Here is a 26,035-nt window from a genome sequence, read left to right as displayed (position 1 = left end):
TACAGTCAGGACAATCAGACCGACTGCCGTCAGATCCACTACGATTCGCAGATTGCTTCCGGCGATTTTTCCTTCATGCAGGCCTCTGATTACTCCCATCAGGCTAGACTGCTGATTGCCTCCTTCTGGGAATGCCATCCTGCTGTTACTGCTGTTACTGCTGTTACTATCGTTCTCTCCTTGTCCATCGGCATTTTGCCCGGCAGTTGTCGCCGAACTGCTCATGACCATCTTGCGACCTTCCCCGTGAGATTGGGAACCGATCAGCCATGGCTCCGATAGTATCAAACCTGTGGCGGCTTCAATCAAGATAAAGAGCGACGTGATGATTCCAATCCACAGGTGCAGCTGTCTTGTATTTTTCATAAAGTGTTTCCCCTTCCGTTAAGACTGAGTGTATTATCCGATGCCTTCCTGAGATGCACTTGAACGGAAGCTGAAAATCTCCTGAAAGTTGAGCCGCCTTTGTAGACGTAAAAGTCAAACAATCGCACAATCTAGATAGAGGGAAAGCCAGAGAGGTGAGGCATATGTACCAGCCCGAAGAAATACGCATATTGATTGTAGATGACGAGCCCAGCATCCTGAAGTTTCTCTCACTCGGCTTGCGAAATGAAGGGTATCAGGTGATGACAGCCGAAGACGGCCTGTCGGGTGTCAATGCAGCCCAGGAATTTGAGCCCCATATCGTGATTCTCGATGTCATGATGCCCGGCATGGATGGCTATGAGGTCTGCAAGCTGTTAAAAGATATAGGGAACGTCGCGATTATCATGCTGACTGCCAAAGATGAAGTAGAGGATCGCGTGAAAGGACTCAACTTGGGGGCCGATGATTACATGAGCAAGCCCTTCAGCTTTCAGGAATTGCTCGCCCGGATCCAAGCGCGAATCCGCAACCAGTTTCCCCATATGATGGGAGATGTCCAGGTAGGACCTTTCCGAATCGATGACCGCCGAAAGGAAATTCGCTACGAGCAGCGAGTTCTGTCCCTCTCCGCTACTGAGTACGAATTACTGAAATACATGGTGGTCAATCACGGGCTCGTGCTCAGCAAAGCGACCATCCTGGACAAGGTATGGGGATATGACTTTGGCGGCCAAGAAAACATCGTGGAAGTATACGTGCGTTCGATCCGTGAAAAGCTGGAGGATCGCGAGCATCAGCTCATCCGGACAATCCGGGGAGCCGGCTATCGGGTGGACCTGCCGTGAGCGACAACATGATGCAGCCATCTCCCCCGCCTTCCCGTTCCATCCGCTTTCAAATCCTGGTGAGGTCATTGTTCATCTTATCCGGTATCCTCCTGGTTATCGGCATATTGCAGTACGTGTACATGAAAAACTTTATCTTTACTAACAAGGCTCTTTCCCTGCAGAGCCAGATTCTCTCGGTACCACTGGAGGAATGGATGTCTTTCTTAAAGCAGAACAGGGACGGAGCCGAGACGAATCCCCTGCAAGCTCTGCGGCTTCCAGACTCCTCCGTAGCGATCATCGATCAGTCGGGGGTCATCAAGAGATCATGGGCAGATCCCCATCACGGGCCTGCACCCGAGCTCTCCCAGCAAGCGTACCTGGAAGCCATGCAGCCGCAAAAGCAGCGTGGGGGAATCTCCTATTCCATCGTGCCCGATGCTCACGGGTTTCCTCGGTTGCTGGTACTGCAGCCGATCGGACGACCTGATCGACCTGCTGGATTGATCCAGCTGACGACGAGCATCCGTGCGCTGCATGAAGTGCTGGTCCGACAGCTAACCACTTTTGTGGCTCTCTCCATCCTCGCCTTGATCGGCGGCCTGCTTACCTTTTTGCCGGTATTGAGAAAGACCTTGGTGCCTCTATCGACCATGGTGCAGACAGTCGAATCCATCAATGCCGGCAATCTGAATCTGCGATTACCGCAGCGACAAGGCCAGCTGGAAACAGACCGATTGGCAGTTGCCTTCAACGGCATGCTGGAGCGTCTGGAGGAATCGTTTGCCGCGGAAAAAGAAGCGAAGGAACAGATGCGCCGTTTTGTTGCCGATGCTTCTCACGAGCTGCGCACCCCGCTCACTTCCATTCACGGCTTTTTGGAAGTGCTGCTCCGGGGAGCTGCAAATGATCCCGACCAATTGAAAGAAGCCCTCCAAAGCATGCTTGGCGAATCCGAGCGCTTGACCAAACTGATCCACGACCTGTTGTTTCTGGCCAAAATCGATAAAGCCCCCGCTCTGGCCGTCCAGCTCAAGAAAATGGCTCTCCATCCAATCGTGAGGGATATGGAGCCTCATCTCTTGATGCTAGCCGGAACGCGAAACGTACAGGTGGAGATCGACACACAAGCCGAGCTGCTGATCGACCCGGATCGCATGAAGCAAGTCATTCTCAACCTGTTTCAAAACGCTGTACAGCATACCGATCGAAATCACGGCTCGATCGAAGTATCACTGAGAAACGATGCAAGCGGCGTTTTGCTTACCGTCAAGGACAACGGTGCCGGCATCCCATCTGAGCACCTCCCCCACCTTTTTGAACGGTTTTACCGGATCGACTCCGCGAGGGCACGATCGCAAGGCGGCTCCGGGCTGGGCCTTGCCATCACCCACTCCATCGTCGAAGCTCATGGGGGCAGCCTGTCTGTCCTGAGCAAACCAGGTGAGGGAAGCAGCTTCACCGTGTGGCTGCCTCTCGCGCCCCAAAAACAAAAGAAAGCCCCTTTCTAGGGTGGTCAAGACCCCATTTAGTGGACAGTATGAAAAACCCCGGTCGCTAGGCCGACAGCTGACGTCTGAATTCAACAGGCGTCAGCTTTTTTAATCTTCGTTGTGGTCGACTTTGATTGTAGAATTGAATATATTCTTCAATTCGCCTTTGTGCCTCATCTACACTTCGGATATCATAGGGGTAGAGCCCTTCCGTTTTGAGATGCGAGAAGAAGCTCTCCATCGAGGCGTTATCATAACAATTGCCTCTCCGAGACATGCTGATTTGGGCGCCAACCTTCGGCAGCATGTCGTGGTAAGCGTAGGACGTGTACTGGAATCCTTGATCGCTGTGAACGATCAGTCCAGTCACGTCTTTCGTTTTTTCAAAAGCTTTCTCAAAGGTCCGCAGGACCAGTTCATTGTCGTTACGAACTCCCATGTGGTAGGCTACAATCTCGTTATTAAACAAATCCTTAATAGCAGATAGGTAGAGCCAAGTATCCGCAACACGATATTGTGTGATATCCGTTACCCATTTTTGATTCGGTGCACATGCTTTGAAATCACGTTGTAGGGCATTCTCGGCAACTCGTCTCCCTACAGACGAAACATAATGACTTCGATATTTGCGGCGAATTCGAGAACGAAGTCCCATTTCTTGCATTAGTCGAAGTACCTTCTTATGATTGACCCACACCCCGCAATCTTGCAGGAGAAATAGTTGAGTTTGTCTATATCCATATTTTCCGTCATACTTCCTATACACTGCCTGGATGAAGTCTTTTACGGGCTTGTTCCTATCCGTTACTTGTCGTTTTAGGTAAGCATAGTATCCACTTCTTGAGACTCTAAACAACTTGCAAAGTTCACTTATGGTATATTCACCAGCTACTTGTTTGATCGTTGCATACTTATGGACTGCACCTCCTGCATCCAGATTTCCAAACACTTTTTTAGCATCTTATTTTCCCTCTCTAACTTCTCCAGATATCGGTTCGAATCGATGTATTCCTTACGGCGGCCACGTTGATCCAGAAGCCCAAACTCTCCGAGTTTCTTATACTTCCGCATCCAAATCTTAATTCGTCCTTCATCATGGATATGTAACTTCTCTGCTATTTCTCGATGGGAAACACCATCTAATTTCATCTGAACCGCCTGCAACTTTAGCTCTTCACAATAATGTTTAAACTTTTGGCCTTTCTTTGCTGGCATAAAAATGCACCCCCTAAAGTTTTCATCGGTAAACCGTAGGGGTTTTTCCAATGTCTACTTTAAGGGGTGCACATCAGCCAGCCCTCGGGTTTTCCCGTTCCTTTTACTTTTCCATTCGATGCTTTTCCCACTTCTCATAAAAGCTCGACTTGCTGACTTGGAGGAGTTTGGCCGCTTCCTGCTTGTTCCCTCCCGCTGCCCTCATCGCACGTTGCAACGCTTCTTTTTCCGCAAACTCCAGCGTTTCCTTCAATGGACGCACCAAAACGGTCTCGGATGGTTCTTCGAAAGATGCTGGCAGCCAGATATGCTCCTTTTTCAGCACATCGTCTTCCATCAAGTGCAGCGCACGCTCCAGGACATTCCGCAGCTCCCGTACATTCCCCGGCCACGAGTAGCTCCTCATCACCGCCCAAACATCGTCATCAATCGCTCTGACAGTCACTCCCGTCGACTCTGTCAGCTGCTTCAGCAGATTGGATACCAGCTCAGGCAGATCCTCCAGCCGCTCCCGAAGCGGCGGAATCGACAGGGATACCACGTTGAGACGATAGTAGAGGTCGGCTCGGAATTTGCCCTCCTTGATACTGGTCAGCATGTCTTGGTTGGTCGAAGCGATGACGCGCACATCGATCGGTGTCGTCCGTACCGCACCGACCCGCTCCACTTCTTTTTCCTGCAAGACACGCAATAGCTTTGCCTGCAAGGGCAGAGGCATGTCTCCGATCTCATCGAGCAGAATCGTCCCGTGATTGGCCAGCTCAAACTTCCCTTTTTTCCCGCGCCGCACCGCTCCTGTAAACGCACCCTCTTCATAGCCGAACAGCTCCGATTCGAGCAGGGTGTCCGGGATCGCAGCGCAGTTCACCCGAATGAAAGGCCCCATCTTCCGCTTGCTTTCGGCATGAATGGCGTGGGCAAACAGCTCCTTTCCAGTCCCGCTCTCACCCGTGATGAGTACCGTCGAATCGCTTTTCGCCACTTTTTGCGAGAATTGCTTGAGCTCCCGCATTTTTAGACTGTAACCGACAATCTGGTCGACATGATACATCGCCCCCATCCTGCGGCGCAGTTCCTTTTTGTAGTAGGTCAACTCATCCTTGAGCTGGCCGACCATGGCTGCGAGAGATGCCAGCTCCTGCACATCCTGAAATAATACCGTCCCTAGAACCGCAATGACTTTCCCTTCATGGATGATCGGGATGCGATGGGCGATCATGCTCTGTCCCTTGATCTGCTGGATGTCAGCAATCTCCGCCACGCCTGCCTGACCCACGATATGCATTCGCGTATTTTCGATAACCTCCGTTACCGGCTTTCCGATGACATCCTGGACATTCAAGAACTCACGGTAGCTCCTGTTCAGGAGGAGGATCCTTCCGTCCTTATCCGTCACGATCATGGGTTCATGTGCGTTTTCAAAGACAACCTCCAGCAGCTTGCTTATCTGTTCGAGACTCCAATCCAAAACGGCTCCTCCAATCCCGGCAGTTTCTTAGCTTGAATTATAACAGGGCATCAAGGGCATGAACGCAAAAGCGGAACGAACAGTGGGTCAGGTCGGTTGAACCAGCTTTGCCAATCGCTTCGGTGCCGACCGCAGATAACCCTCGACCAAATAGCTTTCGATTTCCTTCCACTCCGTCACGTTCTTCCCCAAGATGGAGACCCAACCGTGCTGGCCGATGTATGGCGTTTTGTAAAAATTCCCTTGCTGCAGCAGATGCTCCTGCGTGCTGGGAAGCGTCTTGATGGACAGGGACGGACCCTCCGCACCGCCCTCACCCAGCATGACAAACGGCTTGTCGTTCACCCGAAACGACGTATGCCCAAACGCATCTACCTGTTCAGATACCTCGGGCAGTCGCATCGCCAGCTTCCTGACCTGATCGACTAGCGCCAGACCTTCTTTTGAAGTAATCGGTTGGTGTCCCATCTAACGAATCCCTCCTGTACTCACTTTCGAATTGTCTTACCCTACCTGTTCCCTTTTTTCTACTGACTTTCCTTCTTGCATCCGATAAAGCGGCAGGATAAACAGCGTACCTACAACAAAGAGCAAAGAAGAGAGCATGTAGATGGACACCAGGGAGAATTGCTCTTTTAACATCCCTGCGACACTCATCGTGACTACCATCGAACCTGTGTACATGGGAATCAGAATTCCGTTTACCCTTCCAATGAAGGAGCTTTCGGTATGCTTCAGGAGCATCGTATTGATCCCGATCTGAATACAGGGCAGCAGCAATCCGCTCAGCAGCTGCGCGGCGAGCGTCAGCCACAGCTGTGTGGAGACGCCGCAAACGGCTAGCGCGATCGCATTCCCCAACAAGCCGGCGGAGAGCAGCTTTTGAGGTGCGATCGTTTTGGCCAGGGTCATCGTCAAGGCTCCTCCTGCGATCATCCCCACTCCCTGGAGCGTGATCAGCCATTGCAAGCTCTCTTTGGGCAATCCCAGGCGTTCCGTGACGAGAAAAATGCCAAGGGGTTGAACCAATCCGATCGACAGACCGGCGGCCATAAAGCAAAGACCGAGCAAGGAGAGTACACGATTTTGCTTTACATAGCGTATCCCGCTAACCATCTCTGACCAAAGCGCAGAAGGCTCTGCCGAGGAAGCCTCCACACGATCAGGCGGCAGAAAGAACAGCACCAGTGCGGAGAGCAAGAATGCAGCAGCTGTGATCACCATTGCAGCTTCCATACCAAAGGTCTGAAACACGAACGTCCCCAAAATCGGTCCCAGCACCATGAAGATGGCGAACAACGTCTGATAAAGCGACATCCCTGCCTGCAGCTGCTCCGCTGGCACATGGAGCTTGAACAGCTTCATCCCGGACGGATGGGAAAACTGTGACAAAATCGAAGAAATCAACGTCACAAAAAAGACGGCCTTCCACGTTCCGTAAACAAATGTCAGGAGAACGGCTACCACCGATACGGCGCTGATGAGGTCGCTCCAGACCATGGTTCGTTTGGGTCTCCACCGGTCCACAAAGGTCCCGGCCAAAAACGAGAACAAAAAGATCGGCGCGTACTCGGCGACGGAGATCATGGAGATGGCGAGAGCATCTCCCTCCGTACGCTCCATGACGTAGAGCAAAATGGCGATATTTCGTACCCATATCCCAATTTGTAAGAACAGACCCGAAAGCAAGATGGCCCGTACGTAGCGATTTTGAAACAATCCGGACATCAAAAAACCTCCTTATCCATTTTCTCTGGACAGGAGGCATCGCATACCATCACAAAAAGACATAGATCTCCCGGCACCGAAAAAACGGGAGCTACCATCTATTTGCCAATATGCACATACTAATCCTATCCAGAAAAACGCATCGTTTTTAAATTCGAATGCTTTTTTGGAAATAGGATTTAGTAGATCATTGGCTTAATGGTCACCCTTCCGTGCTAGAATGCTCACAGCATATCATACACAAATCACCTGTTCAAGAAAAAATCGCCAATACTCGTCTTTCATTTCCAATAAAGCGTCGCCTAGTATTTGTCCCTCTTCCTCTGATCGTGATATCGTATCGTGAGTGAGAGTGATCGCCACTTCCAGGTCGTGGCGGGCATATGCCGATCTTTCGCCTTACCTCATAAGGGAAGAGTTTCTTAAAAAACGGAGTGAAACATACCATGAAACGTTACAGATATACCCTCATCCCGCTTCTCGTGTTCGCCTTCTTGACTGGCTGCGGAAGCGTCGACAAGCAACCTACTGTCCAACCGAATCCTGCTCCACAGGGCACTCCCGATCAAAAAGGTTCTGAGCCCCTCCAGCAGCTGCAGGTGACCCTTTCACAAGCAAAGGAAGCACGAGAAGTGACCGCCTTTTTGGACCAACATTTGAAGCAGGCAGATGCCAAAACCGCGGATCAGATGTTTGCAGCACTGGAGTCTTTTTATGAGAGCCATGTCCCGGCTGTGAATGATCAGTTCCGCAGCCTCTTGCAGCAGCCGGGAGTGACGGACAAGCTGTACGCCCTCGACTCCCCTTATGACTTCAACCAAATCCAAAACGACGACAGCCTCAAGCAATGGCTGCTCGCTCAAACGGCTGGAAAACTGCGGCTCACGGCTGCCTCCGACATGTCTTTATACTGGCAGGTGGATTACGAAGCCTTGCAAGCCGCCTACGCAGATTCCTTAACCACCGATTTGAAGGACTACCTCGCGATTCAGGTAACCGAAGGAAAGAAAGGATATTCGGGTGATGGCGGGCTGCAAATTTCCCGAGAGGAATTGGGCAAGCGCATGATGACTGCCGAAAACTATCTGACTGCTCACCCTGCAGGGCTCAAAAAAGATCAGGTGCAAGCACTTTACACGGAATATGTGAAAGCATATTTGTCCGATTACCGTTACGAAGCCATCGACGAGAGCACCATGAAGCTGCTTCCGGCTGTCAAGAAAAGCTACCGCGATTTCGTAAAGACCCGCCCGGACAGCAAATCAGCCGAGATCGTAAAGGCGTATATGGCCGTCCTGCAGGAAAACCAGGATGTCATCTATGAATTTGGGCAAAAAGGAGTCAGCATCATCGGTGATCCGAAGCCGAGCATTGCGCAGTTTTGGAGTGGCCTGCCTGAACGAATCAATCAACTCTTCAAAGCATCGAAGTAAATAGAAAAAAGCTCTGCCATTCGTAGGCGGAGCTTTCTTTTGTATGCAAGCTAGCGTCACTCTTCAAAAAGGAAGTAGATGTAGTCGTGTGAGGCTCCGGCATGCCCCAGCTGACGCAGCATGGCTGAAATGTTGCCGCGGTGATAGGTGCCATGATTGACGACATGCTGGATAATGTCGCTGTATGGGGCTTGGATGATTCCCATGGCAGGATGCGAATAAGGAGCGGTAGCATCGAGATCGATTTGCGAAAAGAAGTCTTTGAATTTCTCCGCTACCTCTAGAAACCCGGCGTGGATCTCCTCCAGGCACCTCCCCTCCAGTTCCTGGGAAAGTCTCCCCACCGTCTTCCCTACATTCTCGTAGCTGTCCCCTTTCATTGCCAGCAGCCACACGTGATCGGTCAAGAGAATATGCTTTAGCGTCTTCATGATAGTCGGGAACACGCTTTGGATTTCCTGGTCACAGACTTCAGGCGGGAGCTCCTGCAAGCGCTGGAATACCCTTTCATTCGCCCACAGATTGTACTCATACAAGCGCAGGGAATCATGCTTCATGAAAACTACCTCCATTCACTTTCATAGGGATAGTTTTATCCTATCACCTCTTCCCTGACATCTTCAGTCAGGGAAGCTAGGGGGATTGATAATAATTGTGCAAATCTGCCGCGATGGCAGCCAGACGCTCATTTAAAAAGGAGGGTTCCTTTACCCGTATGGCTTTTCCAAACGGGAGCAGGAAATGCGGAACCTGGGTATGGACGAGCTGCTCATCCACTTGGAAATGGGCATGCTCGTGGGATCGCTCCACCAAGGTACGACCGAGAAACCAGTGGTTGCACAAATCATTGATGGCTTGTTTTCTGCCCGTAATTCGGACGGAAATCGGTTTTTCCTGCTGATCGGCGTCGGATAACAGGCTGGTCAAAAAATATTGTCGAGCCGAAAAGAGCGCAGGTCGTTGAAATGTCGAATCGGTTCGAGTCATTTTTCCGATCCGGTCGACACGAAAGCTGCGAATCTCCCCTCTCAGATGACAGAAAGCGACAACATACCAATTGGACCGCCAGTGAACCAGTCCATAGGGGTCGATCTGCCTGGTTTGCCATTGGTTCTGGTAGTTTTTCTGATAGTCGATGAACAAGGTGCGCTCATTCGCGACGGATATTTCCAGCTCTTTCAGGTTCTGGGCAATCAATGGGTTTGTTGGCGGCAAAATCACGTCAAAGCCTCTGCTATGACGCTCTATGGCACCTCTCTGTTCTTCATTGGTATATCGTTTGAGCTTGGAGATGGCGCGTTCCAGATCCTCACCAAACGGGTACCCGGCTTCCTGAGCGAATATGGCTGCGTGGATCAATGATTTTTGTTCGTTCAAGTCAAAGAGCAGAGGGGCGTCGGTGAACGGCTGAAGAAGACTGTACCCGCCGTGATGGCCGGCATCCGCAACGATGGGCACACCGCTCGCGCACAGAGCATCGATGTAACGGTAGACGGTGCGAATGTTCATTTCCAACGTCTCGGCCAATTGCTTGGCCGTCAATCGCTTTCCTGTCTGCAGCAGCCACAGGATTGACAGCATGTTATCCGTTTTGGACATGTTTTCCCCCTTTTTCGTATCGCTCGTATTTTTTCCCTATTTTAACAAGTGGGTGCTTTGGGTACCATCGTTTGGAGAAATTGGAATGGGAAAGCGATGGCGTATTAGAGTGGCTGCTTGTGCGGGGAGGAAAAAGGAGAAAACGCTCCAGGTTAGTAGGGGCACTTGCTCGGAGGTCTTTCCTGCACGGCTCCGCTACAAAAGCGGAACCCGCGTCCAAAGCAGCAGCTTCAGGGAGTGATTCTTAGGTGGACGCTAAAGGCAGGTTCCTCTTTTTCCACTCCGCCTGGGCTGTGCCCCTAATACCTTCGCTTTTTTCTCCTTTTTCCTAGCGAGGCTTTGGGTACGCGGGGTGACTCTGGGAGCTTTCTTCATAAAAACGTGATAGAGCGAAAGCCCTTTCTGCACGGAAACGAAGAAAACGCTGGAGATACAAAAACCCTTCCGGTTGCGCCGAAAGGGTCTCCACTCTGCTATTCTCCTACGATTTCATTCTCAGCAACCGCATGCTGTTCAAGATCACGATCAGCGCCGCACCTGTATCGCTCAGCACAGCCAGCCACAAGGTCAGCCATCCGGGGAAGATCAGGATGAGAGCCGCGAGCTTGACGATGATGGAGAACCAGATGTTTTGCTGGATGATTCGCAGGGCTTTGCGGCTGATGTTCACCGTGTGCGGGAGCTTCTCCAGATTGTCGGCCATGAGCACAATATCGGCCGTTTCCATGGCTGTATCCGTACCCGCGCCACCCATGGCGATCCCGAGGTCGGCCGTGGCCAGCGCTGGTGCATCGTTGATCCCGTCTCCGACCATCGCGACGGACTTGCCTTCTTGCTGCAGCTTTTGGATGGCCGCCACTTTGTCCTCTGGCAGCAGCTCCGCAAAGTAACGGCTGACTCCTGTCTGCTTTGCCACCTTCGCTGCGGTTCCTTCGTTATCACCTGTGAGCATGACGATTTCGTCTACACCTGCTGCTTTCAGCCCTCCGATGGCACTCACGGAAATATCGCGAATCGTATCGGCTACGGCGATCAGCCCGAGAACCGATCGAGCGTTACCGATCAGGACAATCGTATTGCCTTCTTTTTGCAGCGATTCGATCTGATCTGCCCATGCTGCCAGGGAAATGCCTTGTTCGGCGAAAAGACCCGGCTTTCCTGCGTAATAGGTTTGCCCCTCGACTGTCGCTTCCGCCCCTTTTCCCACCAGGACCCGAAAATCCTTGCCAGCCAAGGAAGCGACTTTCTTTCCGTCGGCATACGTCAAGATCGCCTGAGCAATCGGATGGCGGGAGTGCTCCTCGATCGTGCGTGCGATCGCAAGCACTTCGTCCTCCTTGCCAAAAGGCGCCACGATCCGGGAGACCTGCGGCTTGCCCTCCGTCAGCGTACCTGTCTTGTCAAATGCAATGGCGGTAATGGCCCCCGCCTTTTCCAGAAAAGCGCCTCCTTTGATCAGAACGCCGTTTCGCGCTGCATTTCCGATAGCGGAGACGATCGCAACGGGCGTCGAGATGACCAGCGCACACGGACATGCCACAACCAGCAGCTCCAGTCCTTTATAGAACCAATCTCCCCACGTTCCCCAACCCAATAAAGGAGGAAACACGATGACGAGCAAGGCCAGGACGAGGACGATCGGTGTGTACCATGCGGCAAATTTATCGACAAACGCCTGAGTAGGGGCTTTTTTCTCCTGGGCTTCCTCGACCAGATGAATGATTTTCGCAATCGCCGTATCTTCCACGAGCCTTGTCACTTTGACTTCCAACGAACCGCTTTCGTTCACACTTCCTGCAAATACAAAATCGCCTGCCAGTTTGTCGACCGGAATGGACTCCCCGGTAATCGGGGCCTGATTGACGCTGGAGATACCTGAGAGGACTTCCCCGTCCAGCGGAACCTTTTCTCCTGGTTTGACAACCATGATATCCCCGATGCGCACGTCTTCCACGGAAACTCTGGCCATGGACACGCCCTGCTTCACCCAAGCCTCGGCAGGTGCGAGATCCATCAGCGTGCGGATCGAATCCCGCGTCTTTTCGATGGAGTTGGTTTGCAGCCAATTTCCGATGGCGAACAGCCAGACGACGGTCGCCCCTTCCAGCCATTCTCCGATCATGGCAGCCCCGATCGCGGCTACAGACATCAGCACATTCATGTCCAGAGAGCCGCTCTTTATGGCGTAAAAGGCACTGCGGGCAGGCCGATACCCCCCGATGATCATGGACAAAGCGTAACAGACAATCAAAATGCCCTCAGGCACGCTCGTGAACGAACCCAGAAAGCCTAGCGCGAGAAGAATACCGGATATGACAGCAAGCTTGGTGCCCACACCGTCCTTTTGTTCCGCCTTATTCGTTTTTCCCTTGGAGAGGGGACTGGCTGCATACCCTGCCTTGGCTACCTCGCTGACGATCGCCTCGTCCGAGAGCCCTTCTTGGACAATCTGCATTTTCCCCGTGGAAAAATTCACGCTGACTTCCTGCACTGCTTTTATGGACCTCATATGTTTTTCCAATGATTTGGCGCAAGAGCTGCAATCCATGCCGATGATCCGGTACACGGCAGCCTCGGAGAAATGATCCATACTGATGGCTCTGGCAGCTGCTGTCTCTTCGTTACCGATGACAGGAAGCAGTTTCATATCTGAATGTCCATGGTGATGATCGCTACAGCAGGTATTCTTTTTTTCGTCCTCAGACATCTGCTCTCACCTATTTTCCAATTCACGATTTTGTCCAGATTCACTCATCAACATTCAAACGAATATTTAATTATTATAGTATCCCAGCCGTTCACTCGGTTCAACAATAGAATTTGATTTTTCCGCCTATTTTTCGTATGGCTCCTCGTATTTATACGCAAACGCAGCGATCATGACCTTCTTCTCCCGAAATCACAAAAAAGAGGCTCCCTGCAGGAAGCCTCCGAAATCTTAGCGAGCCGCGTTTTCTTTTGGATTCGGTACGGTTTGCCAGCGTTCTCCGCAGTCGAGGCAGAGACACTTGATCACTTTGCGTTTCTCCAGCGCCAAGCGAATGGCAAACAGCACGAACGCACCAGACAGTCCAAGGAACAGGAAAATAACCGGTGTTCCTTTTACGGAAATCCCGATCCAGGCGAGCACTGCCAAGACCAATGCGTAGTTGATGGTATAAAGAAGTCGATTGATCGACTCAGTGAGATCAATTTTTTTGGAACGGCATTTTGGACATTTTTGCTGTACGTTCATGAATATCTCCCAGTTCCTTTCCAGTGAAGCTTTCCGTCGAACAAGTCAATCTTACACCAAATAATGGAGGGAAACTACAGCGTCATCAAAATGTCGTTTTTCCTTCCCAGTTTTCCTGTGAATGACTATAATAATAGGACATTGTAATGAGGCAAGAGGTGAATTCCGGTGTCTCCAAAAGAACAGGACGATATCTGCGAAGTTCAGTGTTTTGATGATGAAAAAGTAAATCGCTTGAAGCCGTTCGCTGCCGAGTCGGTTGGAGTCGCAAAAATTTTCAAGGCATTGGCTGATGATACGCGCGCCAAGATCATCCACATCCTGTCTCTGGAAGACGAGCTCTGTGTCTGTGATATCGCCGCAATCATCGGAAGCTCCATTGCCAATACGTCTCACCATCTGCGGCTTTTGCGCAATATGGGCCTCGCCAAGTACCGAAAAGAAGGAAAGCTCGTTTTTTACTCCCTCGATGATGACCATGTTCGCCATCTCATCTTGGCGGGCGTCGAACACGCCAAGGAACAAAGGGTTCCCGTGCCCACCGACACTAACGGATGACAACGCATTGCATGTAAAAAGGATTCCTCCATGCTCATTGTGGAGAAATCCTTTTTTGTTTACTCACGCTACAGATTCTCTTTTACAAACGACGCGATATCTTCCCCGATCTGCTGGGGGATTTCCCACTGGATGTTGTGGCCGACGTCTGGATAGGATTGAAATTTCGCTTGAGGGATCGCTGCTTGCAAGCGCACTTGATCCTCATAAGGGAAGACGGCATCCTGCTCTCCCCAGATGATAAACGTAGGGACCTTTATTTCAGAGAGATGCGCACTGAAATCCTCCGTCATCAACATCTGTGTAGCATGCTTCCACACGTAGACGGGGACAGCCGCCGTCTCTTCTTTTAATCGAGCCAAAAACTCAGGGTCAACCGGTGTAGGCGTCGAGGTCCATTCCTCTAGAAAGGCAGGATCCACCTTGCCTTGAAACTGTTGAATGTTCTCCCACAGCCAGTCCAGTGTTTCATTCCCTGCCGTCTTGTCCGCTGAACCTACGAGAACCAGATTGGTAACACACTGCGGGTGTGTGATCGCTATGAGCTGGGCAACAAAGCTCCCCATCGAGTGTCCGGCGATAGACGCTTTTTCAATGCTCAGGGCATCCATAAAAGAAATGACGTCTTCTGCAAAATCGGACAGCCGATACGGACTGTCTGGGGCATCGGAATCACCATGCCCTCTCTGGTCCAGTACGTACACGTGATAATTCTCAGCGAGCTTGGGCAATGAAAGCGACCATGAACGACTGGAATCGGTGAGACCGTGCAAAAGAATCAGGACCGGAGCATCTGGCGGACCGGCTTCCACATACTTCATTTCAATACCCGTTTTCAAGCTGATGGAGAGCTTCACCGAAATCACCCTTCTATCTTTTTTGCTTGTGGCGTATCTGTATTCCATCCCATGCTATGTTAGAGGAGTGTAAGATAGAACGAGCATCCCCCTTCGAGAAAAAAACAAAAAAGAGACGCTCACGGATGGATGCGCCCCTTTTTCTTCAATAAAGGTTGCTTGCGTTTATGCCTCTTTGCTTTCCTGCAGCAGGCTGAATACGCGATTCGGGCTGATCGGAAGTCGGTCGACGTTGATATGGAATGGAGACAGCGCGTCTACCACCGCATTGGCGATCGCTGCAGGTGAAGATATCGCTCCGCTCTCCCCTACCCCTTTGACGCCAAGCGGGTTGCGCGTGGACAGGTACTCCTGCTCGCCCTGTTTTGCTTTTGGTACTTCCATCGCTGTCGGCATCAGGTAGTCCATGTACGTACCGGTCAAGAGCTGACCGTTTTCATTGTATACGATTTCCTCGTACAGAGCCGTACCCAATCCTTGTGCGAAACCGCCTTGGACCTGACCTTCTACGATCATCGGATTGATCACGCGGCCGCTGTCATGGATGATGACGTAGTTGTTGATGGTCACAAAGCACGTTTCGATGTCCACTTCTACCTCGGCTATGTGGGTGGAAGAAGAGTATGTCACGGTAGGCGGTACGAAATAATGGGTTGCTTCCAATCCCGGCTCCATGCCTTCCGGAACTTTGCAGCGCGGACCGGGAGCTGCCGCCTCATAGATTTGGGCAAATGTCATTTTTTGCTCCGGCGCCTTCTCGGCGTATACGACACCGTCTTTCATCGTCAATTCATCAGGAGATATGCCCATGACAAGCCCTGCAACCGCCAGCACCTTCGTGCGCAGCTTCTCCGTCGCAAAATGCGTGGCAGAGCCCGCATTTACAGCACTTCGGCTCGCGTACGTGCCCGCCCCAAAGCCGAGAAGAGCCGTATCCCCGCATTTTACCGTCACCTTGTCCAGTCCGACATTCATGACGTCGCCTGCGACTTGTCCAAAGACGGTCTCATGGCTTTGTCCTTGCGGCGAAGAGCCAGTGTGGATCATGAGCTGACCAAAAGCATCGATGGCTGCCTTCGCTCCCTCGAACGGACCTGCCCCCGTCCCTTCAACGTTGGAAGAAATCCCGATCCCGATGTATTTGCCTTCTTTTCGGAGGGCTTCCTGCTTGGCGCGAACATCTTTATAGCCTGCCAGCTCCAGCGCCATGTGGAACGCTTCCGGATAATCGCCGCTGTCGTAGATCAGCTCGCCGCCGTCTTTGTAGTACATTCCTTGGCTGTACGGCATTTCTTCTGCCGGAATGATGTTTTTCAGCATGACTTCTGCCGGATCCATGCCCAAATGGCGGGCGATCTTATCCACCATCCGGTCCATCGCCAATACGACTTCCGGTCTTCCCGCGCCACGGTACGGTACATTGGGCGTCTTGTGGGTCAGGGCAATCTTGCAGGTCAGGTCAAATACCGGAATCTTGTAAGCGCCGCGGAAATGGGCGGCACTGTTGTAGGCGCACGTGAAGGCGAAATAGTTGATCGCCCCTACGTCCAGCACGAAATGATCGCGCAGGCCGAGGATCGTACCATCATTCATGAAGGCCACTTCGAGATCGTGGATCTGGTCGCGGGAATGGCGAGCGGCACTCATGCTCTCCACACGGTCTTCAATCCAGCGAACGGGACGGTTCAATTCTCTCGCCAGGAAAGCCAGCATGACTTCCTCGGTATAGAGACCGCCTTTTGGACCAAAACCGCCGCCAACGTCAGGGGCGGTAACACGGATGTTTTGTTCAACGAGCCCCAATAGTTTTGCGACATAATGACGTATCTCGAAAGGCATTTGGGTAGAGGACCAGATATGCAGCTGATCTGAGCGGCTTTCGTAATCTGCCACGACACCGCGCGTTTCGATCGGGTTGGAAGAAACCCGTGGAGAGATAAAGCGACCGCTCAGTACGTGGTCAGCCTTTTTCAAAACTTCATCGTAGTCACCTACCGGCAAGTGGAAATACGCTTGCAGGTTGTTCTCCATGCTGTCCTGTACGAGTGGAGCTCCCTCTTCCAGCGCTTTGAACGGATCGACGACAGCCGGGAGCGGTTCGTATTCCACTTTGATCAGAGCTGCAGCGTCTTCTGCGACATAACGGTTTTGCGCTACGACGACCGCTACGCTTTGTCCCACGTACATGACTTTTCCCTGCGCGAGAACCGGCTCTTCATTGTGAAACATGAACGGCTTGATTTGCTCTTCAATATGCTTCGGCAACCGGCAGTGGGAATCAATCTGCGTGAGCGGTTTCACTCTTCCCACCAAGTCCGCCCCGGTGTAGACAGCGTATACGCCTTCCATCGCTTTTGCTGCCTCCACATCGATATGCTTGATCTTCGCATGCGCATGTGTGCTTCGAACAAACGTGGCTTCTACCATGCCTGGCTTTTTGATATCCGCTACGAACTGGCCTGTACCCGTGACCATGCGGTAATCTTCTTTACGTCTCAAGCTTTGTCCAACTAGAGTTGCCATCGGTTCACTCTCCTTGTTTGGCAAGCGCCTCTGAAGCCTGCTCTACAGCTTTGACTATGTTGGCGTAGCCTGTGCAGCGGCACAAGTTGCCGGAAATGGCTTCGCGAATCTCTTGCTCGCCTGGATTCGGGTTTTCGTTCAAGAAATCGACGAGGGTCATCATGAAACCAGGCGTACAGAACCCGCATTGCAGGGCATGGTTGTCGGAAAAAGCCTGCTGAAGAGGATGCAGCGTGCCATCTTCGTGTACCAAGGACTCCACCGTATCGATGCTGGAGCCGTCTGCTTGCACCGCGAGCATCAGACAGGAACGGGTAGCCTTGCCGTCCACCAGGACCGTACATGCGCCGCAGACACCGTGCTCACAGCCCAAGTGTGTACCGGTCAGATTCAAATGATCGCGGATAAAGTCCGCCAGCAGCAGGCGTGTCTCTACTGTTTCCGTCAGCTGTTTTCCGTTTACGGTGACCGTAATTTCTCTCGTTTTCATCTCGCATTCCCTCCCGCCCGTTTGATGGCTGTTTGCAGAGCGCGCTTGGTCAATGTCTTCACCAAAGAGCGCCTGTAATCCACGGAGCCATGCAAATCACTGTCCGGCTCTACTTGTTCGCTTGCCAGTCCCGCCGCCTCTTCCAGCACATCAACCGTCGGTACTTTTCCGATCAGGAACTCTTCGGCATCTTCCAATACGCAAGGTACGGGATTTGCTCCGCCGGCAGCCAGTCTGGCCAAGGTGATTTGGTTATTTTCGTCGAGATCGACGACAGCTGCGATTTCTACCAGAGCAAAGTCACCGTGACGGCGTGCGACTTCGGTAAATTCATACCCGCTCGTTTCGGGGAGAATCGGGAAACGCAGCTCTTTTACCATTTGATCAGGCTGAAGGGATGTCAGGAGGTACGTCAGGAAGAACTCTTCCGGTGTTACGGTCTCTTCGCCATCAGCATGCGCAATGACAATCTCTCCTCGCAGGGCCGCGATCACACAGGGAAGCTCTCCCGATGGGTCCGCATGGGCGATGCTTCCGCCGATCGTTCCTCTTTGGCGAATCTGCGGGTGACCGATCCAGCGAACCGCCTCCGCCAATAGCGGACACAACTTTTGGACCAATGGAGAAAATTCCACGTCGCGGTGCTTGGTCAATGCGCCAATGACGAGGTATCCATCTTCTTCGCGTATATAGGACAGTTCTTCGATTCTGCCAATATCAATCAGATACTTTGGAGTCGAAAGTCTCATGTTCAAAACCGGAATCAGGCTTTGTCCACCTGAGATGATCTTCGCATCTTCGCCCAGATCGGCGAGAAATTGAAGCGCTTCCTGCAAGCTCGACGGGCGCAGGTATTCAAACGCGGCTGGTTTCATTTACGCTCCCTCACTCTTGATTTGTTTTTCGATCGCTTTGAAAAACTGACCTGCCATAAACTTGGCGATGCCGCCCAATACACGGCTACCCACGCTCGCGATCATGCCGCCTACCTCGGCGTCACAATCCCAAATCAGCGTACAGCCTTTATCTGTTTGCACCAGTTTGCAGTCCATTTTTGCTCTGACGTGCCCTGGAGAGCCACTGCCTTCTGCCAGCAGGATGTAGTGAGAGCCTTCCTCGACATCCTCCAGCTTTACTTGTCCGATATATTCACCTTTTACAGCCGCTACACCAAGCTTCAAAACGACATCGTATTCGCCGTTTTCCTTGAGAATCAATCCTTCGCAGCCGGGAATCGCGCCCTTCAAAATTTCCGGATTATGCAAAGCATCCCAAATATTCTGACTCGATTCTTTAAACTTCGCCTCACCTGCTAAATTCATCGTTTTCACTCCCCGCTGGCACCATGTTGCCGTTTCCTACAGTTTAGCCTTGATTTTATATATTTAAAAATACATAATCATTTATAAATCAATAGACAAATCGACATATGAAAGTGGGATGCCTGTGGATCTGCTTCAATTAAGGTATTTTCAAGTCGTCGCTCGCTTAGAACATATGACGCGTGCCTCAGAGGAACTTCATATTTCCCAGCCTTCCCTAAGCAAAATGATCAGCCGACTGGAAAAGCACCTGGGGGTCCCTCTGTTCGACCGTCACGGGAAACAAATCCGTCTGAACCGCTTTGGACAAGCCTTCCTCAAACGTGTCGAGCGAGTATTCGCTGAGCTCGAAGAAGGCCAGCATGAACTGGCTGACCTCACAGGCTTGGAGCGCGGACAAGTTTACCTGGCAGCGGCTACTGGCCGCCTGTTGCCTGAGCTGCTCAGTTCCTTTCTCAAGCGCCATCCTCACGTCAATGTCAAATTGCTGCAAGGCACTACGCAAGAATGTCAAAATCTTCTGGAACGAGGAGAAGTGGATCTCGCCATCACCCATCCATTGATTCAGGAGGAAAGGGTGCAAAGCGTTTCGTTGTTAACCGAGAACATGTTTCTCGCCGTACCGCCAGATCATCGGCTGGCCGATAAAACGAACGTCTCTCTCAGCGAGGTCGCCGGGGAAACATTTATCAGCCTGACGAAAACCTACGAACTGACTGAAACCACTACGAACATGTGCCTGCAAGCCGGATTTACTCCAAACATAGCCTTTGAATGCAACGATGCCGAAGTGATTTTGCGAATGGTGCACAACGGACTGGGTGTCGCCCTCGTTCCCGAGCATTGGTGGGCCCATCCTGATCACTGGTCGGCCAACTCGCCCGAAAAACGGGAAACCCCTGTCTACTTGCCGATCGTGGATCACTACTCCAAACGCGTCGTCGGTCTGTCTTGGGTCAAAGCTCGCTATCTGACCATGGCTGCGAGAGAATTGCGAGATTACACCATTCGTTACTTCGAAGAACTCAACAAAGAATCCATGTAGAGATTTTCCAAAAAATTCCCACTTTTTAACGCGAATATCGGAAGCGCTTTCTTCTCGCAGCAAAAAAGGATTTACCCATGGAGGCATCCCGGGATAAATCCTTTTTCTTTTGCTATTCACACGGCTCCGCAAGAATTGCTTGTTGAACACGGCAATAATCATCCGGCGTATCGATGTCGAGATTCCAATCGGCACGGGCAAAGCGGACTTTTTTCAGATGGGACTTGTACTTGTCGATGATGTCCTTCCCGCCTTGGTCCCCTGTCACACAGGTGAACTCCCCCAGAAGGGCTGCGTCAAACAGCACAGGATGTCCCGCCGTATTCTGATAGATCGGTCTGACGATCTTGACTCCCTCCGCCCGATGATCAGCGTAGGTCTGAATCAGCGACTGCACGACCTGATCCGGAACATACGGCTGATCAGCCAAAAAGACAAGCACCGCATCCACGCGGCCAGCCACTGCTTCCATTCCCCTACGCAATGAGGAGGCCATTCCCGTCGCATACTCACGGTTGTCCAGCACCTCTACTTCTGGCAAATCCCTTGTCAGCTGACGCAATCTCTCACTGTGCTCTCCACCAATTAATAGAATGGGGCTCAGCTGACATGCGGCCGCCCTCTCAACCGCATGACGAAACAGCGGCTTTCCTCGCAGCGGCAAAAACTGTTTCGCACTGCCCATTCGCCTCGACTGCCCTGCAGCCAGAACAATCGCTCCGACCCTAAGCATGGATCTTGCTCTTTCCGTGCAGAGGGAGGGCTTGCCTGCTGTTTCTTACCGCCATCAGCTGCGAGACGATGCTCAACGCCACTTCATCCATGGTTTCGGCTCCCAGATCAAGGCCAATCGGCGCATGAATCGGCCCGCTGGAAAGCTCGCGATTGATTTGAGCCAGCATGTCTTCTGTTCGCGTCAGTGGGCCCAATACGCCGATGTATTTGGGTTCGCACCGCAAAGCAAGGTCCAGCGATGCCTGATCGCGCTCCAGATGATGATTCATGATGACCCACCAGCTGTCTCGCAGCGTACAGGGGGCGACCTCTGCTGCTGACTGGACAACATGACGTGCAGCAGGAAAAGCTTCGGGCGTATTAAATCCACTGCGCGGATCCAGAACGGTGACGGAAAAGCCCATACGTGACGCCAATTCAACGACTGGACGCGCATCAAGTCCAGCGCCAGCCACCACTAAGTGCTCGCTCGGTCTCACAACATCAATATAGAATCGTCGCTCCCCTAGTTCCCATATTTCTGCCCGCGTCTGCATAGCGAAGCGCTGTCTCGCGTGCTCCAGCACCTCTTTCGGAAGCATGTCCAGCTCTCCCGCGACGGATCCATCCTGTTTCAGCAGTGCTCGAGCCCCGTTCAGGATTTCGATGATCAATGAGACACTTTCATTCTGCTGCAGGGCTTCATCCGTCTGCTGCCAAAAGCGATCATGCGGATCCACAGGTAGAATGCCGACCTCCAGCGAGCCCTTGCAGCCGATGCCCAGACTCCACACTTCACTTTCGCTCAGGTCGTATCGCTGCAGACGAGGTTCTCCTGACTGCATGGCCTTTTCAGCCCAGCCGAACAGATCACCCTCCAGACAGCCCCCACTTATTGTGCCAAAGATTCGCCCATCCTCTGCCATCATCACCTTCGTGCCTGGCAATCGGTAGGCTGACCCTTGTACATTCATGAGCATGAGCAGTGCGGTCTTATGACCATCCTGCCAAGCTGCCTTGATCTGATTCATCACTTCCCGAAACTCTTGTAAACGTGACATGTCGGCATCCTCCTCGTGTTATCCTCATGCTGTCCATTTCCTGATTAATTAGTAACCTTTGCGCATCAATACCAGACAAAGAACAAGCGGTACGGCGATAAAGCCCAAGAGCACCAAGAATCCGCCTGTGTACGAACCGCTCAACTGGCTACCTGCCCCCACCACCATAGGGCCGATCGCAGCTAAGACGTACGAAATACAGCCAAATATACCACCAATGCGTCCCATTACTTGCGGAGACGCCACCTTGTGCAACATCGTCATTGTCAATGCAGCAGGCATCAGCAATACGCTGATCAGCAGGATCGTCAAGACTTGTGCACCCACTGGACTAGATGTGAACATCGCCAAAAGCAAGAAGATGATAATAAGAGCGCTTGCACCACCAACGAATACTGCCCGTTTCATGATCTTGTCTGACCAAAAACCTGAGCTCATTTGCACGATAATGGCCAAACCGTAACCAGCTGCATTGATGAACGCGGATTGAACAAACGGGATTTGCTTCGCTTCTGTCAAATAGCTAGGCAGGAACGTGGAGATTCCATAGAAACCAATCGAAATACAGCCGTATACCGCAACGAGCATCCAGAAGATAGGGTTTTTCAGGACAGCTTTTACTTCACCTGTATTGGCAAGCTCTTTCTTGCTTCCCGCGCCATTTTCGATGAATTCTTTTTCCGTATGACTCACCGCATAGTGGGAGCTTGGACTATTTCGAACCATCACCCAGAACATGATCAAGCAAAGGAGGGATACGGCACCAAGTGCATGGTAACTCTCTCTCCAGCCATAGCTTTGAGCAACCATCGCAATAATCGGCAAACCGATTACGGGACCAAGCGAGTTACCATTAAACCAGAGAGCTTGTGCTTTTGCTTGTTCATTGCTTGGGAACCATTTAGCAGTCAGTGTCAGCGCGATTGGGTACAGTACGCCTTCACTCAAGCCGAGAATGGAACGGGACCAGAACAATGCAGATACGGATTCAGCCAACCCACCCATAACCATCGCAACGACCCAAAAGAATATACCAATGAGACCACTCTTAAACGCACCAATACGGTCAACGACGAAACCCCAACCAAACTGTCCGATGGCATAGGTGATCAAGAAGATGCTGCTCAATGAACCTTTAATTGCACCATCTTTGATCCCCAGGTCTTGGAGAAAAGGTTTGTTCGCAAGCAAAACGTTGATGTTTGACTTGTCGATCATGGACACCGTGAATAGAATGAGCAGCGGCAAACCGATGTAAATCCATCTTGCTTTTGACATTTTCCCTGGCTGTGTGCTTGCAGTAGTCCCCAGTTGGCTCAAATGAATACCCCCTATATTCGTTTTGGCTTACCTCCACATTGTACTTTCGTTTTTTTATAATTTTAAATATAAAAAGAATTATTAAATCATTCTTAAAAACTCATAAGACCCAAATGGAAACGGAGTACCATCCGAAATGCAAGTGCCGTCACTCTCTTTTTCTCTGCTAACGAGATCGCGCCGACAATCTGTTGAATGCGAGGAAAAGCTATAAAGACTAGCGATACCGACAGACATGGGCGGTTATAAAACCGGGAGAATTGCTAAACAAACGTTTAAGTAAATGAGCTGCATCGGCTTTTCCGGGTCATTGCCGCCACAGATTTGTTCTTTCCCAACGCAAAAAACAGCAGTTCGATCCCTGCTGTTTTGCTTGTTACCTATTCATCAGTCTTGAAGCATGGGGCCCGTTCGCTTGCACTGAAGGGCGGCAGCTCCCTTATTCCTGGTCGAATGTCTTCCGAAACCACTCGGATGAAGCATCCACTTCCATGCCGGTGAGCTGGTGTCCATACGATGCCCAGTGCACCAAAACAGACGCACCAGCTCCTTCAAACAAACGCTGAAGTTCTTCCGTTTCCTGAGGAGGACAAATGGGGTCATTCGTTCCTGCGCTCACAAAGATCGGTACACCAGACAGATCCGGAAGAGGAATGCCTCGGCGCGGCACCATTGGATGATAGAGGATCGCACCTCTCAAGGCATCCCGGTAGTGGAACAATAGGCTTCCTCCAATATTGGCCCCATTGGAATAGCCGACAGCTACCAGATTGTCGCGATCAAATTCATATTCGATCGCAGCTTGATCCAGAAAATCAGCAAGCTCCTTGGTGCGGAAAATGAGGTCCTCCTCATCGAAGACACCTTCCGCCAGCCTTCTAAAAAACCGCGGCATGCCATTTTCCAGCACGTTCCCCCGGACGCTCAGGACTGCTGCACCCGGATGAATCCGCGCAGCTAACGGCAAAAGATCGTTCTCGTTCCCACCTGTTCCGTGCAAGAGCAGCAAGGTAGGTGCATTCGGGTCAGTCCCTTTTCGAAATACATGTTTCATTTACTTGTCCCCCTCCAGCACACGTACCGTGATTGGCACCAAGCCAGCCTCAATTTGTGCGCGATGCGGTTCGTACCATTCCGGAAGCATCAGTTTTTCGCCCAGCTCCTCAAAGGTCTCATCCTTTTCAAAGCCTGGAGGATCAGTCGCGATCTCAAAGAGGATTTCTCCATATTCCCGGAAGTAAACGGCGTTGAAATACTGCCGGTCGACGATATCCGTTGGCTGCAGGCCATACTCGCGCACATGTTCCTGCCACTGACGATGATCGCGATCGTCTTTCGCTCTCCAGGCGATGTGGTGGACGGTCCCTGCGCCCCCTGCGCCGCGCAGCATCGGTTTGGCGTTGACATCGATGATGTTGCCAATATCTCCTACCGCACGGAAACGAACGAGGCCTCCTTCTTCACCTACCCGCTCCAGACCCATCAGATCTTGGAGCACTTCCATCGTCTTTTCAGGGTGGACGCTATACAGGATCGCACCGCCGAACCCTTTGATCGCTTTGTCAGCAGGCACGCCTCCAAACGACCATTTACTCATCTGTCCGCCTTCGCGCTCTACCAGCTCCAGCTGCAGCCCGTCTTGATCCGCGAATTGCAGATAAGTCTCCCCAAAACGCTCGACTCGGTTATAGGAAACGTTAAATTTGTTCAGTCGCTCTTCCCAGAAGCCCAAGGCGCCCACCGGAACCATAAAGGTCGTATAGCCCACCTGACCGCCGCCGATGCGCCCTTTGCGGGAAGTCGCCCAAGGAAAGAAGGTGATCGCGGTTCCCGGACTGCCCACTTCGTTTCCGAAATACAGATGATATACTTCTGGCGCGTCAAAATTGATGGTTTTTTTTACGAGGCGCAGCCCGAGCAGGCCGGCATAAAAATCGACGTTCTCCTGTGCATTTTTTACAAAAGCGGTGATGTGATGAATTCCTGCAGTTTGCTGTTTCATGGTATATTCCTCCCCTATTTGGTCACTTCAAAGTAAATTGGTTATAGCTGACAAACTCTCCTACCGGCTTGCGATAGCCCCTTACCCGTTGGCTGCAAAGATCCTCTTTTCCGATCGTAATCATCATCGCTGGCACGTACTGATCCGGGATGCTCAAAATCTCGCGAATCGCTTCAGGGTCAAAGCCGATCATCGGGCAGGTGTCCCACCCCCTCTCCTTCGCTGCCAGCATGAACAGCATCGCGGACAGGCTCGCAGATCGTATGGCTTCATCCCGCATTAGCGGCTCGCCCCCTTTTTCATAGAACCGGTGGATGGAGGACACAGTGTCCTCGTATTCCCGTTTATCGATAACTCCCAAGTGAAGGAGCCCTTCATTGATCTTCCCTGCTTGCTGATGTGCCTCTGTATCGCCCAGCACCAGGATCACTGCAGATGAGGTTTTCACTTTATATTGCTTCTGGGCGGCTTCGTATACTCTGTTTTTCATTTCTGCATCCGTGACGATGACGTAATGCGCATGCTGCAGGTTAAAAGCCGAAGGAGCAAATTTCACAAGTGAGAGAATCTCATCTAGCTCTTCTGCGGATATCTCTACATTCGGCATAAATTTGGTTGCGGACCGCCTTTGTTTCACCAGGCTCATAAATTCACTCATGGGACAATCTCCCCTCGATATCATATATCTTTATTTTGAGATTTTAGGGAAATATGGAGAAGCGAATCTCCACACTTCCACACGTGAATCGGATTGCTCCCGCTGCTACTGCTGTCCT

The 26,035-nt window shown here is 51.6% G+C and carries 26 protein-coding genes (1 of these 26 only partly in view); 5 read left to right on the top strand and 21 right to left on the bottom strand.

Features of this window, described 5'->3' with window-relative positions:
• Positions 1-366, bottom strand: partial view of a PepSY-associated TM helix domain-containing protein gene (locus JNE38_RS02000; protein WP_203355019.1) — the 5' portion only. The gene continues 84 nt to the left of window position 1, outside the view; only the first 366 of its 450 coding nucleotides appear in the window; the start codon lies at positions 364-366; its stop codon lies off the left edge, out of view.
• A gap of 164 nt (positions 367-530) precedes the next feature.
• On the opposite strand from JNE38_RS02000, the gene JNE38_RS01995 reads away from it, so the two are divergent.
• Together JNE38_RS01995 and JNE38_RS01990 are read left to right on the top strand one after the other, a co-directional pair.
• Positions 531-1,214 (top strand): response regulator transcription factor, encoded by a 684-nt coding sequence (locus JNE38_RS01995; RefSeq protein WP_203355018.1) that lies wholly within the window; start codon positions 531-533, stop codon positions 1,212-1,214.
• Entirely contained in the window at positions 1,211-2,707 is a 1,497-nt protein-coding gene (locus JNE38_RS01990) for a sensor histidine kinase (RefSeq protein WP_428993689.1), read from the top strand. Before JNE38_RS01995 ends, JNE38_RS01990 begins: the two co-directional genes overlap by 4 nt.
• Before the next feature lie 46 nt (positions 2,708-2,753).
• Here the strand turns inward: JNE38_RS01990 and JNE38_RS01985 are convergent, their stop codons facing one another.
• From JNE38_RS01985 to JNE38_RS01965, 5 genes are all read right to left on the bottom strand, one after another.
• Positions 2,754-3,638, bottom strand: a complete 885-nt coding sequence (locus JNE38_RS01985) for an IS3 family transposase (protein ID WP_203354636.1) — start codon at positions 3,636-3,638, stop codon at positions 2,754-2,756.
• On the bottom strand, positions 3,578-3,904 hold the full coding sequence (locus JNE38_RS01980; RefSeq protein ID WP_203354637.1) for a helix-turn-helix domain-containing protein: 327 nt from the start codon (positions 3,902-3,904) through the stop codon (positions 3,578-3,580). The genes JNE38_RS01985 and JNE38_RS01980 overlap by 61 nt, the downstream gene beginning before the upstream one ends.
• Positions 3,905-4,007: 103 nt before the next feature.
• Entirely contained in the window at positions 4,008-5,372 is a 1,365-nt protein-coding gene (locus tag JNE38_RS01975) for a sigma-54 interaction domain-containing protein (RefSeq protein WP_203355017.1), read from the bottom strand.
• An 87-nt stretch (positions 5,373-5,459) separates the two neighbouring features.
• The gene (locus tag JNE38_RS01970) at positions 5,460-5,840 is read right to left on the bottom strand and encodes an MmcQ/YjbR family DNA-binding protein (RefSeq protein WP_203355016.1); all 381 of its coding nucleotides are present in this window, start codon (positions 5,838-5,840) and stop codon (positions 5,460-5,462) included.
• A gap of 36 nt (positions 5,841-5,876) precedes the next feature.
• On the bottom strand, positions 5,877-7,100 hold the full coding sequence (locus JNE38_RS01965; protein WP_203355015.1) for an MFS transporter: 1,224 nt from the start codon (positions 7,098-7,100) through the stop codon (positions 5,877-5,879).
• 446 nt (positions 7,101-7,546) lie between these two features.
• Between JNE38_RS01965 and JNE38_RS01960 the strand changes: the two genes are divergently transcribed.
• Positions 7,547-8,533 carry a hypothetical protein gene (locus tag JNE38_RS01960; RefSeq protein ID WP_203355014.1) on the top strand — a complete coding sequence of 329 codons (987 nt, stop codon included), beginning with the start codon at positions 7,547-7,549 and terminating at the stop codon, positions 8,531-8,533.
• Between the two features lie 56 nt (positions 8,534-8,589).
• Here the strand turns inward: JNE38_RS01960 and JNE38_RS01955 are convergent, their stop codons facing one another.
• The 4 genes from JNE38_RS01955 to JNE38_RS01940 all read right to left on the bottom strand — a co-directional run bounded on the left by JNE38_RS01955 (position 8,590) and on the right by JNE38_RS01940 (position 13,367).
• Positions 8,590-9,090, bottom strand: coding sequence for a DinB family protein (locus JNE38_RS01955; protein ID WP_203355013.1), 501 nt, complete (start codon positions 9,088-9,090; stop codon positions 8,590-8,592).
• 76 nt (positions 9,091-9,166) lie between these two features.
• A complete protein-coding gene (locus tag JNE38_RS01950; RefSeq protein WP_203355012.1) occupies positions 9,167-10,132 on the bottom strand; it encodes a helix-turn-helix transcriptional regulator in 966 nt (321 codons plus the stop codon).
• A gap of 481 nt (positions 10,133-10,613) precedes the next feature.
• Positions 10,614-12,839, bottom strand: a complete 2,226-nt coding sequence (locus JNE38_RS01945; protein ID WP_203355011.1) for a heavy metal translocating P-type ATPase — start codon at positions 12,837-12,839, stop codon at positions 10,614-10,616.
• Between the two features lie 231 nt (positions 12,840-13,070).
• Positions 13,071-13,367 (bottom strand): hypothetical protein, encoded by a 297-nt coding sequence (locus JNE38_RS01940; protein WP_203355010.1) that lies wholly within the window; start codon positions 13,365-13,367, stop codon positions 13,071-13,073.
• A gap of 162 nt (positions 13,368-13,529) precedes the next feature.
• Here JNE38_RS01940 and JNE38_RS01935 point away from each other — a divergent pair, with 162 nt between their 5' ends.
• The gene (locus JNE38_RS01935; protein WP_428993710.1) at positions 13,530-13,925 is read left to right on the top strand and encodes an ArsR/SmtB family transcription factor; all 396 of its coding nucleotides are present in this window, start codon (positions 13,530-13,532) and stop codon (positions 13,923-13,925) included.
• Between the two features lie 68 nt (positions 13,926-13,993).
• Here JNE38_RS01935 and JNE38_RS01930 read toward each other — a convergent pair whose 3' ends face one another.
• The 5 genes from JNE38_RS01930 to JNE38_RS01910 all read right to left on the bottom strand — a co-directional run bounded on the left by JNE38_RS01930 (position 13,994) and on the right by JNE38_RS01910 (position 19,117).
• Positions 13,994-14,782, bottom strand: a complete 789-nt coding sequence (locus JNE38_RS01930) for an alpha/beta fold hydrolase (protein ID WP_203355008.1) — start codon at positions 14,780-14,782, stop codon at positions 13,994-13,996.
• Between the two features lie 165 nt (positions 14,783-14,947).
• A complete protein-coding gene (locus JNE38_RS01925) occupies positions 14,948-17,305 on the bottom strand; it encodes a xanthine dehydrogenase family protein molybdopterin-binding subunit (protein ID WP_203355007.1) in 2,358 nt (785 codons plus the stop codon).
• 4 nt (positions 17,306-17,309) lie between these two features.
• Positions 17,310-17,795 carry a (2Fe-2S)-binding protein gene (locus JNE38_RS01920; protein ID WP_203355006.1) on the bottom strand — a complete coding sequence of 162 codons (486 nt, stop codon included), beginning with the start codon at positions 17,793-17,795 and terminating at the stop codon, positions 17,310-17,312.
• Positions 17,792-18,670 carry an FAD binding domain-containing protein gene (locus JNE38_RS01915; protein ID WP_203355005.1) on the bottom strand — a complete coding sequence of 293 codons (879 nt, stop codon included), beginning with the start codon at positions 18,668-18,670 and terminating at the stop codon, positions 17,792-17,794. Before JNE38_RS01915 ends, JNE38_RS01920 begins: the two co-directional genes overlap by 4 nt.
• Positions 18,671-19,117 carry an SRPBCC family protein gene (locus JNE38_RS01910; RefSeq protein WP_203355004.1) on the bottom strand — a complete coding sequence of 149 codons (447 nt, stop codon included), beginning with the start codon at positions 19,115-19,117 and terminating at the stop codon, positions 18,671-18,673.
• A 124-nt stretch (positions 19,118-19,241) separates the two neighbouring features.
• On the opposite strand from JNE38_RS01910, the gene JNE38_RS01905 reads away from it, so the two are divergent.
• The gene (locus tag JNE38_RS01905) at positions 19,242-20,162 is read left to right on the top strand and encodes a LysR family transcriptional regulator (RefSeq protein WP_203355003.1); all 921 of its coding nucleotides are present in this window, start codon (positions 19,242-19,244) and stop codon (positions 20,160-20,162) included.
• 112 nt (positions 20,163-20,274) lie between these two features.
• Here JNE38_RS01905 and JNE38_RS01900 read toward each other — a convergent pair whose 3' ends face one another.
• The 6 genes from JNE38_RS01900 to JNE38_RS01875 form a co-directional block, all read right to left on the bottom strand.
• Complete coding sequence (locus JNE38_RS01900) at positions 20,275-20,895, bottom strand: nucleotidyltransferase family protein (protein ID WP_203355002.1); 621 nt, start codon at positions 20,893-20,895, stop codon at positions 20,275-20,277.
• The gene (locus JNE38_RS01895; RefSeq protein ID WP_203355001.1) at positions 20,888-21,937 is read right to left on the bottom strand and encodes an XdhC family protein; all 1,050 of its coding nucleotides are present in this window, start codon (positions 21,935-21,937) and stop codon (positions 20,888-20,890) included. The genes JNE38_RS01900 and JNE38_RS01895 overlap by 8 nt, the downstream gene beginning before the upstream one ends.
• Before the next feature lie 48 nt (positions 21,938-21,985).
• Complete coding sequence (locus JNE38_RS01890; protein ID WP_203355000.1) at positions 21,986-23,257, bottom strand: MFS transporter; 1,272 nt, start codon at positions 23,255-23,257, stop codon at positions 21,986-21,988.
• Between the two features lie 439 nt (positions 23,258-23,696).
• A complete protein-coding gene (locus JNE38_RS01885; protein WP_203354999.1) occupies positions 23,697-24,311 on the bottom strand; it encodes an alpha/beta hydrolase in 615 nt (204 codons plus the stop codon).
• The gene (locus JNE38_RS01880) at positions 24,312-25,259 is read right to left on the bottom strand and encodes a ring-cleaving dioxygenase (RefSeq protein WP_203354998.1); all 948 of its coding nucleotides are present in this window, start codon (positions 25,257-25,259) and stop codon (positions 24,312-24,314) included. It abuts the gene before it with no gap.
• 22 nt (positions 25,260-25,281) lie between these two features.
• Entirely contained in the window at positions 25,282-25,917 is a 636-nt protein-coding gene (locus JNE38_RS01875; protein WP_203354997.1) for a nitroreductase family protein, read from the bottom strand.
• Between the last annotated feature and the right edge of the window lie 118 nt (positions 25,918-26,035).

The organism is Brevibacillus choshinensis (genome assembly GCF_016811915.1).
Classification (GTDB): domain Bacteria; phylum Bacillota; class Bacilli; order Brevibacillales; family Brevibacillaceae; genus Brevibacillus; species Brevibacillus choshinensis_A.
Note: the sequence above shows the minus strand (reverse complement) of the source record. Positions and strands in the feature narration are given on the sequence as shown.

Coding starts and splice junctions, on each gene's coding strand:
- JNE38_RS01995 (WP_203355018.1), top strand. CDS start 531: ATGTACCAGCCCGAAGAAATACGCATATTGATTGTAGATGACGAGCCC.
- JNE38_RS01980 (WP_203354637.1), bottom strand. CDS start 3,904: ATGCCAGCAAAGAAAGGCCAAAAGTTTAAACATTATTGTGAAGAGCTA.
- JNE38_RS01970 (WP_203355016.1), bottom strand. CDS start 5,840: ATGGGACACCAACCGATTACTTCAAAAGAAGGTCTGGCGCTAGTCGAT.
- JNE38_RS01965 (WP_203355015.1), bottom strand. CDS start 7,100: ATGTCCGGATTGTTTCAAAATCGCTACGTACGGGCCATCTTGCTTTCG.
- JNE38_RS01960 (WP_203355014.1), top strand. CDS start 7,547: ATGAAACGTTACAGATATACCCTCATCCCGCTTCTCGTGTTCGCCTTC.
- JNE38_RS01955 (WP_203355013.1), bottom strand. CDS start 9,090: ATGAAGCATGATTCCCTGCGCTTGTATGAGTACAATCTGTGGGCGAAT.
- JNE38_RS01950 (WP_203355012.1), bottom strand. CDS start 10,132: ATGTCCAAAACGGATAACATGCTGTCAATCCTGTGGCTGCTGCAGACA.
- JNE38_RS01945 (WP_203355011.1), bottom strand. CDS start 12,839: ATGTCTGAGGACGAAAAAAAGAATACCTGCTGTAGCGATCATCACCAT.
- JNE38_RS01940 (WP_203355010.1), bottom strand. CDS start 13,367: ATGAACGTACAGCAAAAATGTCCAAAATGCCGTTCCAAAAAAATTGAT.
- JNE38_RS01925 (WP_203355007.1), bottom strand. CDS start 17,305: ATGGCAACTCTAGTTGGACAAAGCTTGAGACGTAAAGAAGATTACCGC.
- JNE38_RS01920 (WP_203355006.1), bottom strand. CDS start 17,795: ATGAAAACGAGAGAAATTACGGTCACCGTAAACGGAAAACAGCTGACG.
- JNE38_RS01915 (WP_203355005.1), bottom strand. CDS start 18,670: ATGAAACCAGCCGCGTTTGAATACCTGCGCCCGTCGAGCTTGCAGGAA.
- JNE38_RS01910 (WP_203355004.1), bottom strand. CDS start 19,117: ATGAATTTAGCAGGTGAGGCGAAGTTTAAAGAATCGAGTCAGAATATT.
- JNE38_RS01900 (WP_203355002.1), bottom strand. CDS start 20,895: ATGCTTAGGGTCGGAGCGATTGTTCTGGCTGCAGGGCAGTCGAGGCGA.
- JNE38_RS01895 (WP_203355001.1), bottom strand. CDS start 21,937: ATGTCACGTTTACAAGAGTTTCGGGAAGTGATGAATCAGATCAAGGCA.
- JNE38_RS01885 (WP_203354999.1), bottom strand. CDS start 24,311: ATGAAACATGTATTTCGAAAAGGGACTGACCCGAATGCACCTACCTTG.
- JNE38_RS01880 (WP_203354998.1), bottom strand. CDS start 25,259: ATGAAACAGCAAACTGCAGGAATTCATCACATCACCGCTTTTGTAAAA.
- JNE38_RS01875 (WP_203354997.1), bottom strand. CDS start 25,917: ATGAGTGAATTTATGAGCCTGGTGAAACAAAGGCGGTCCGCAACCAAA.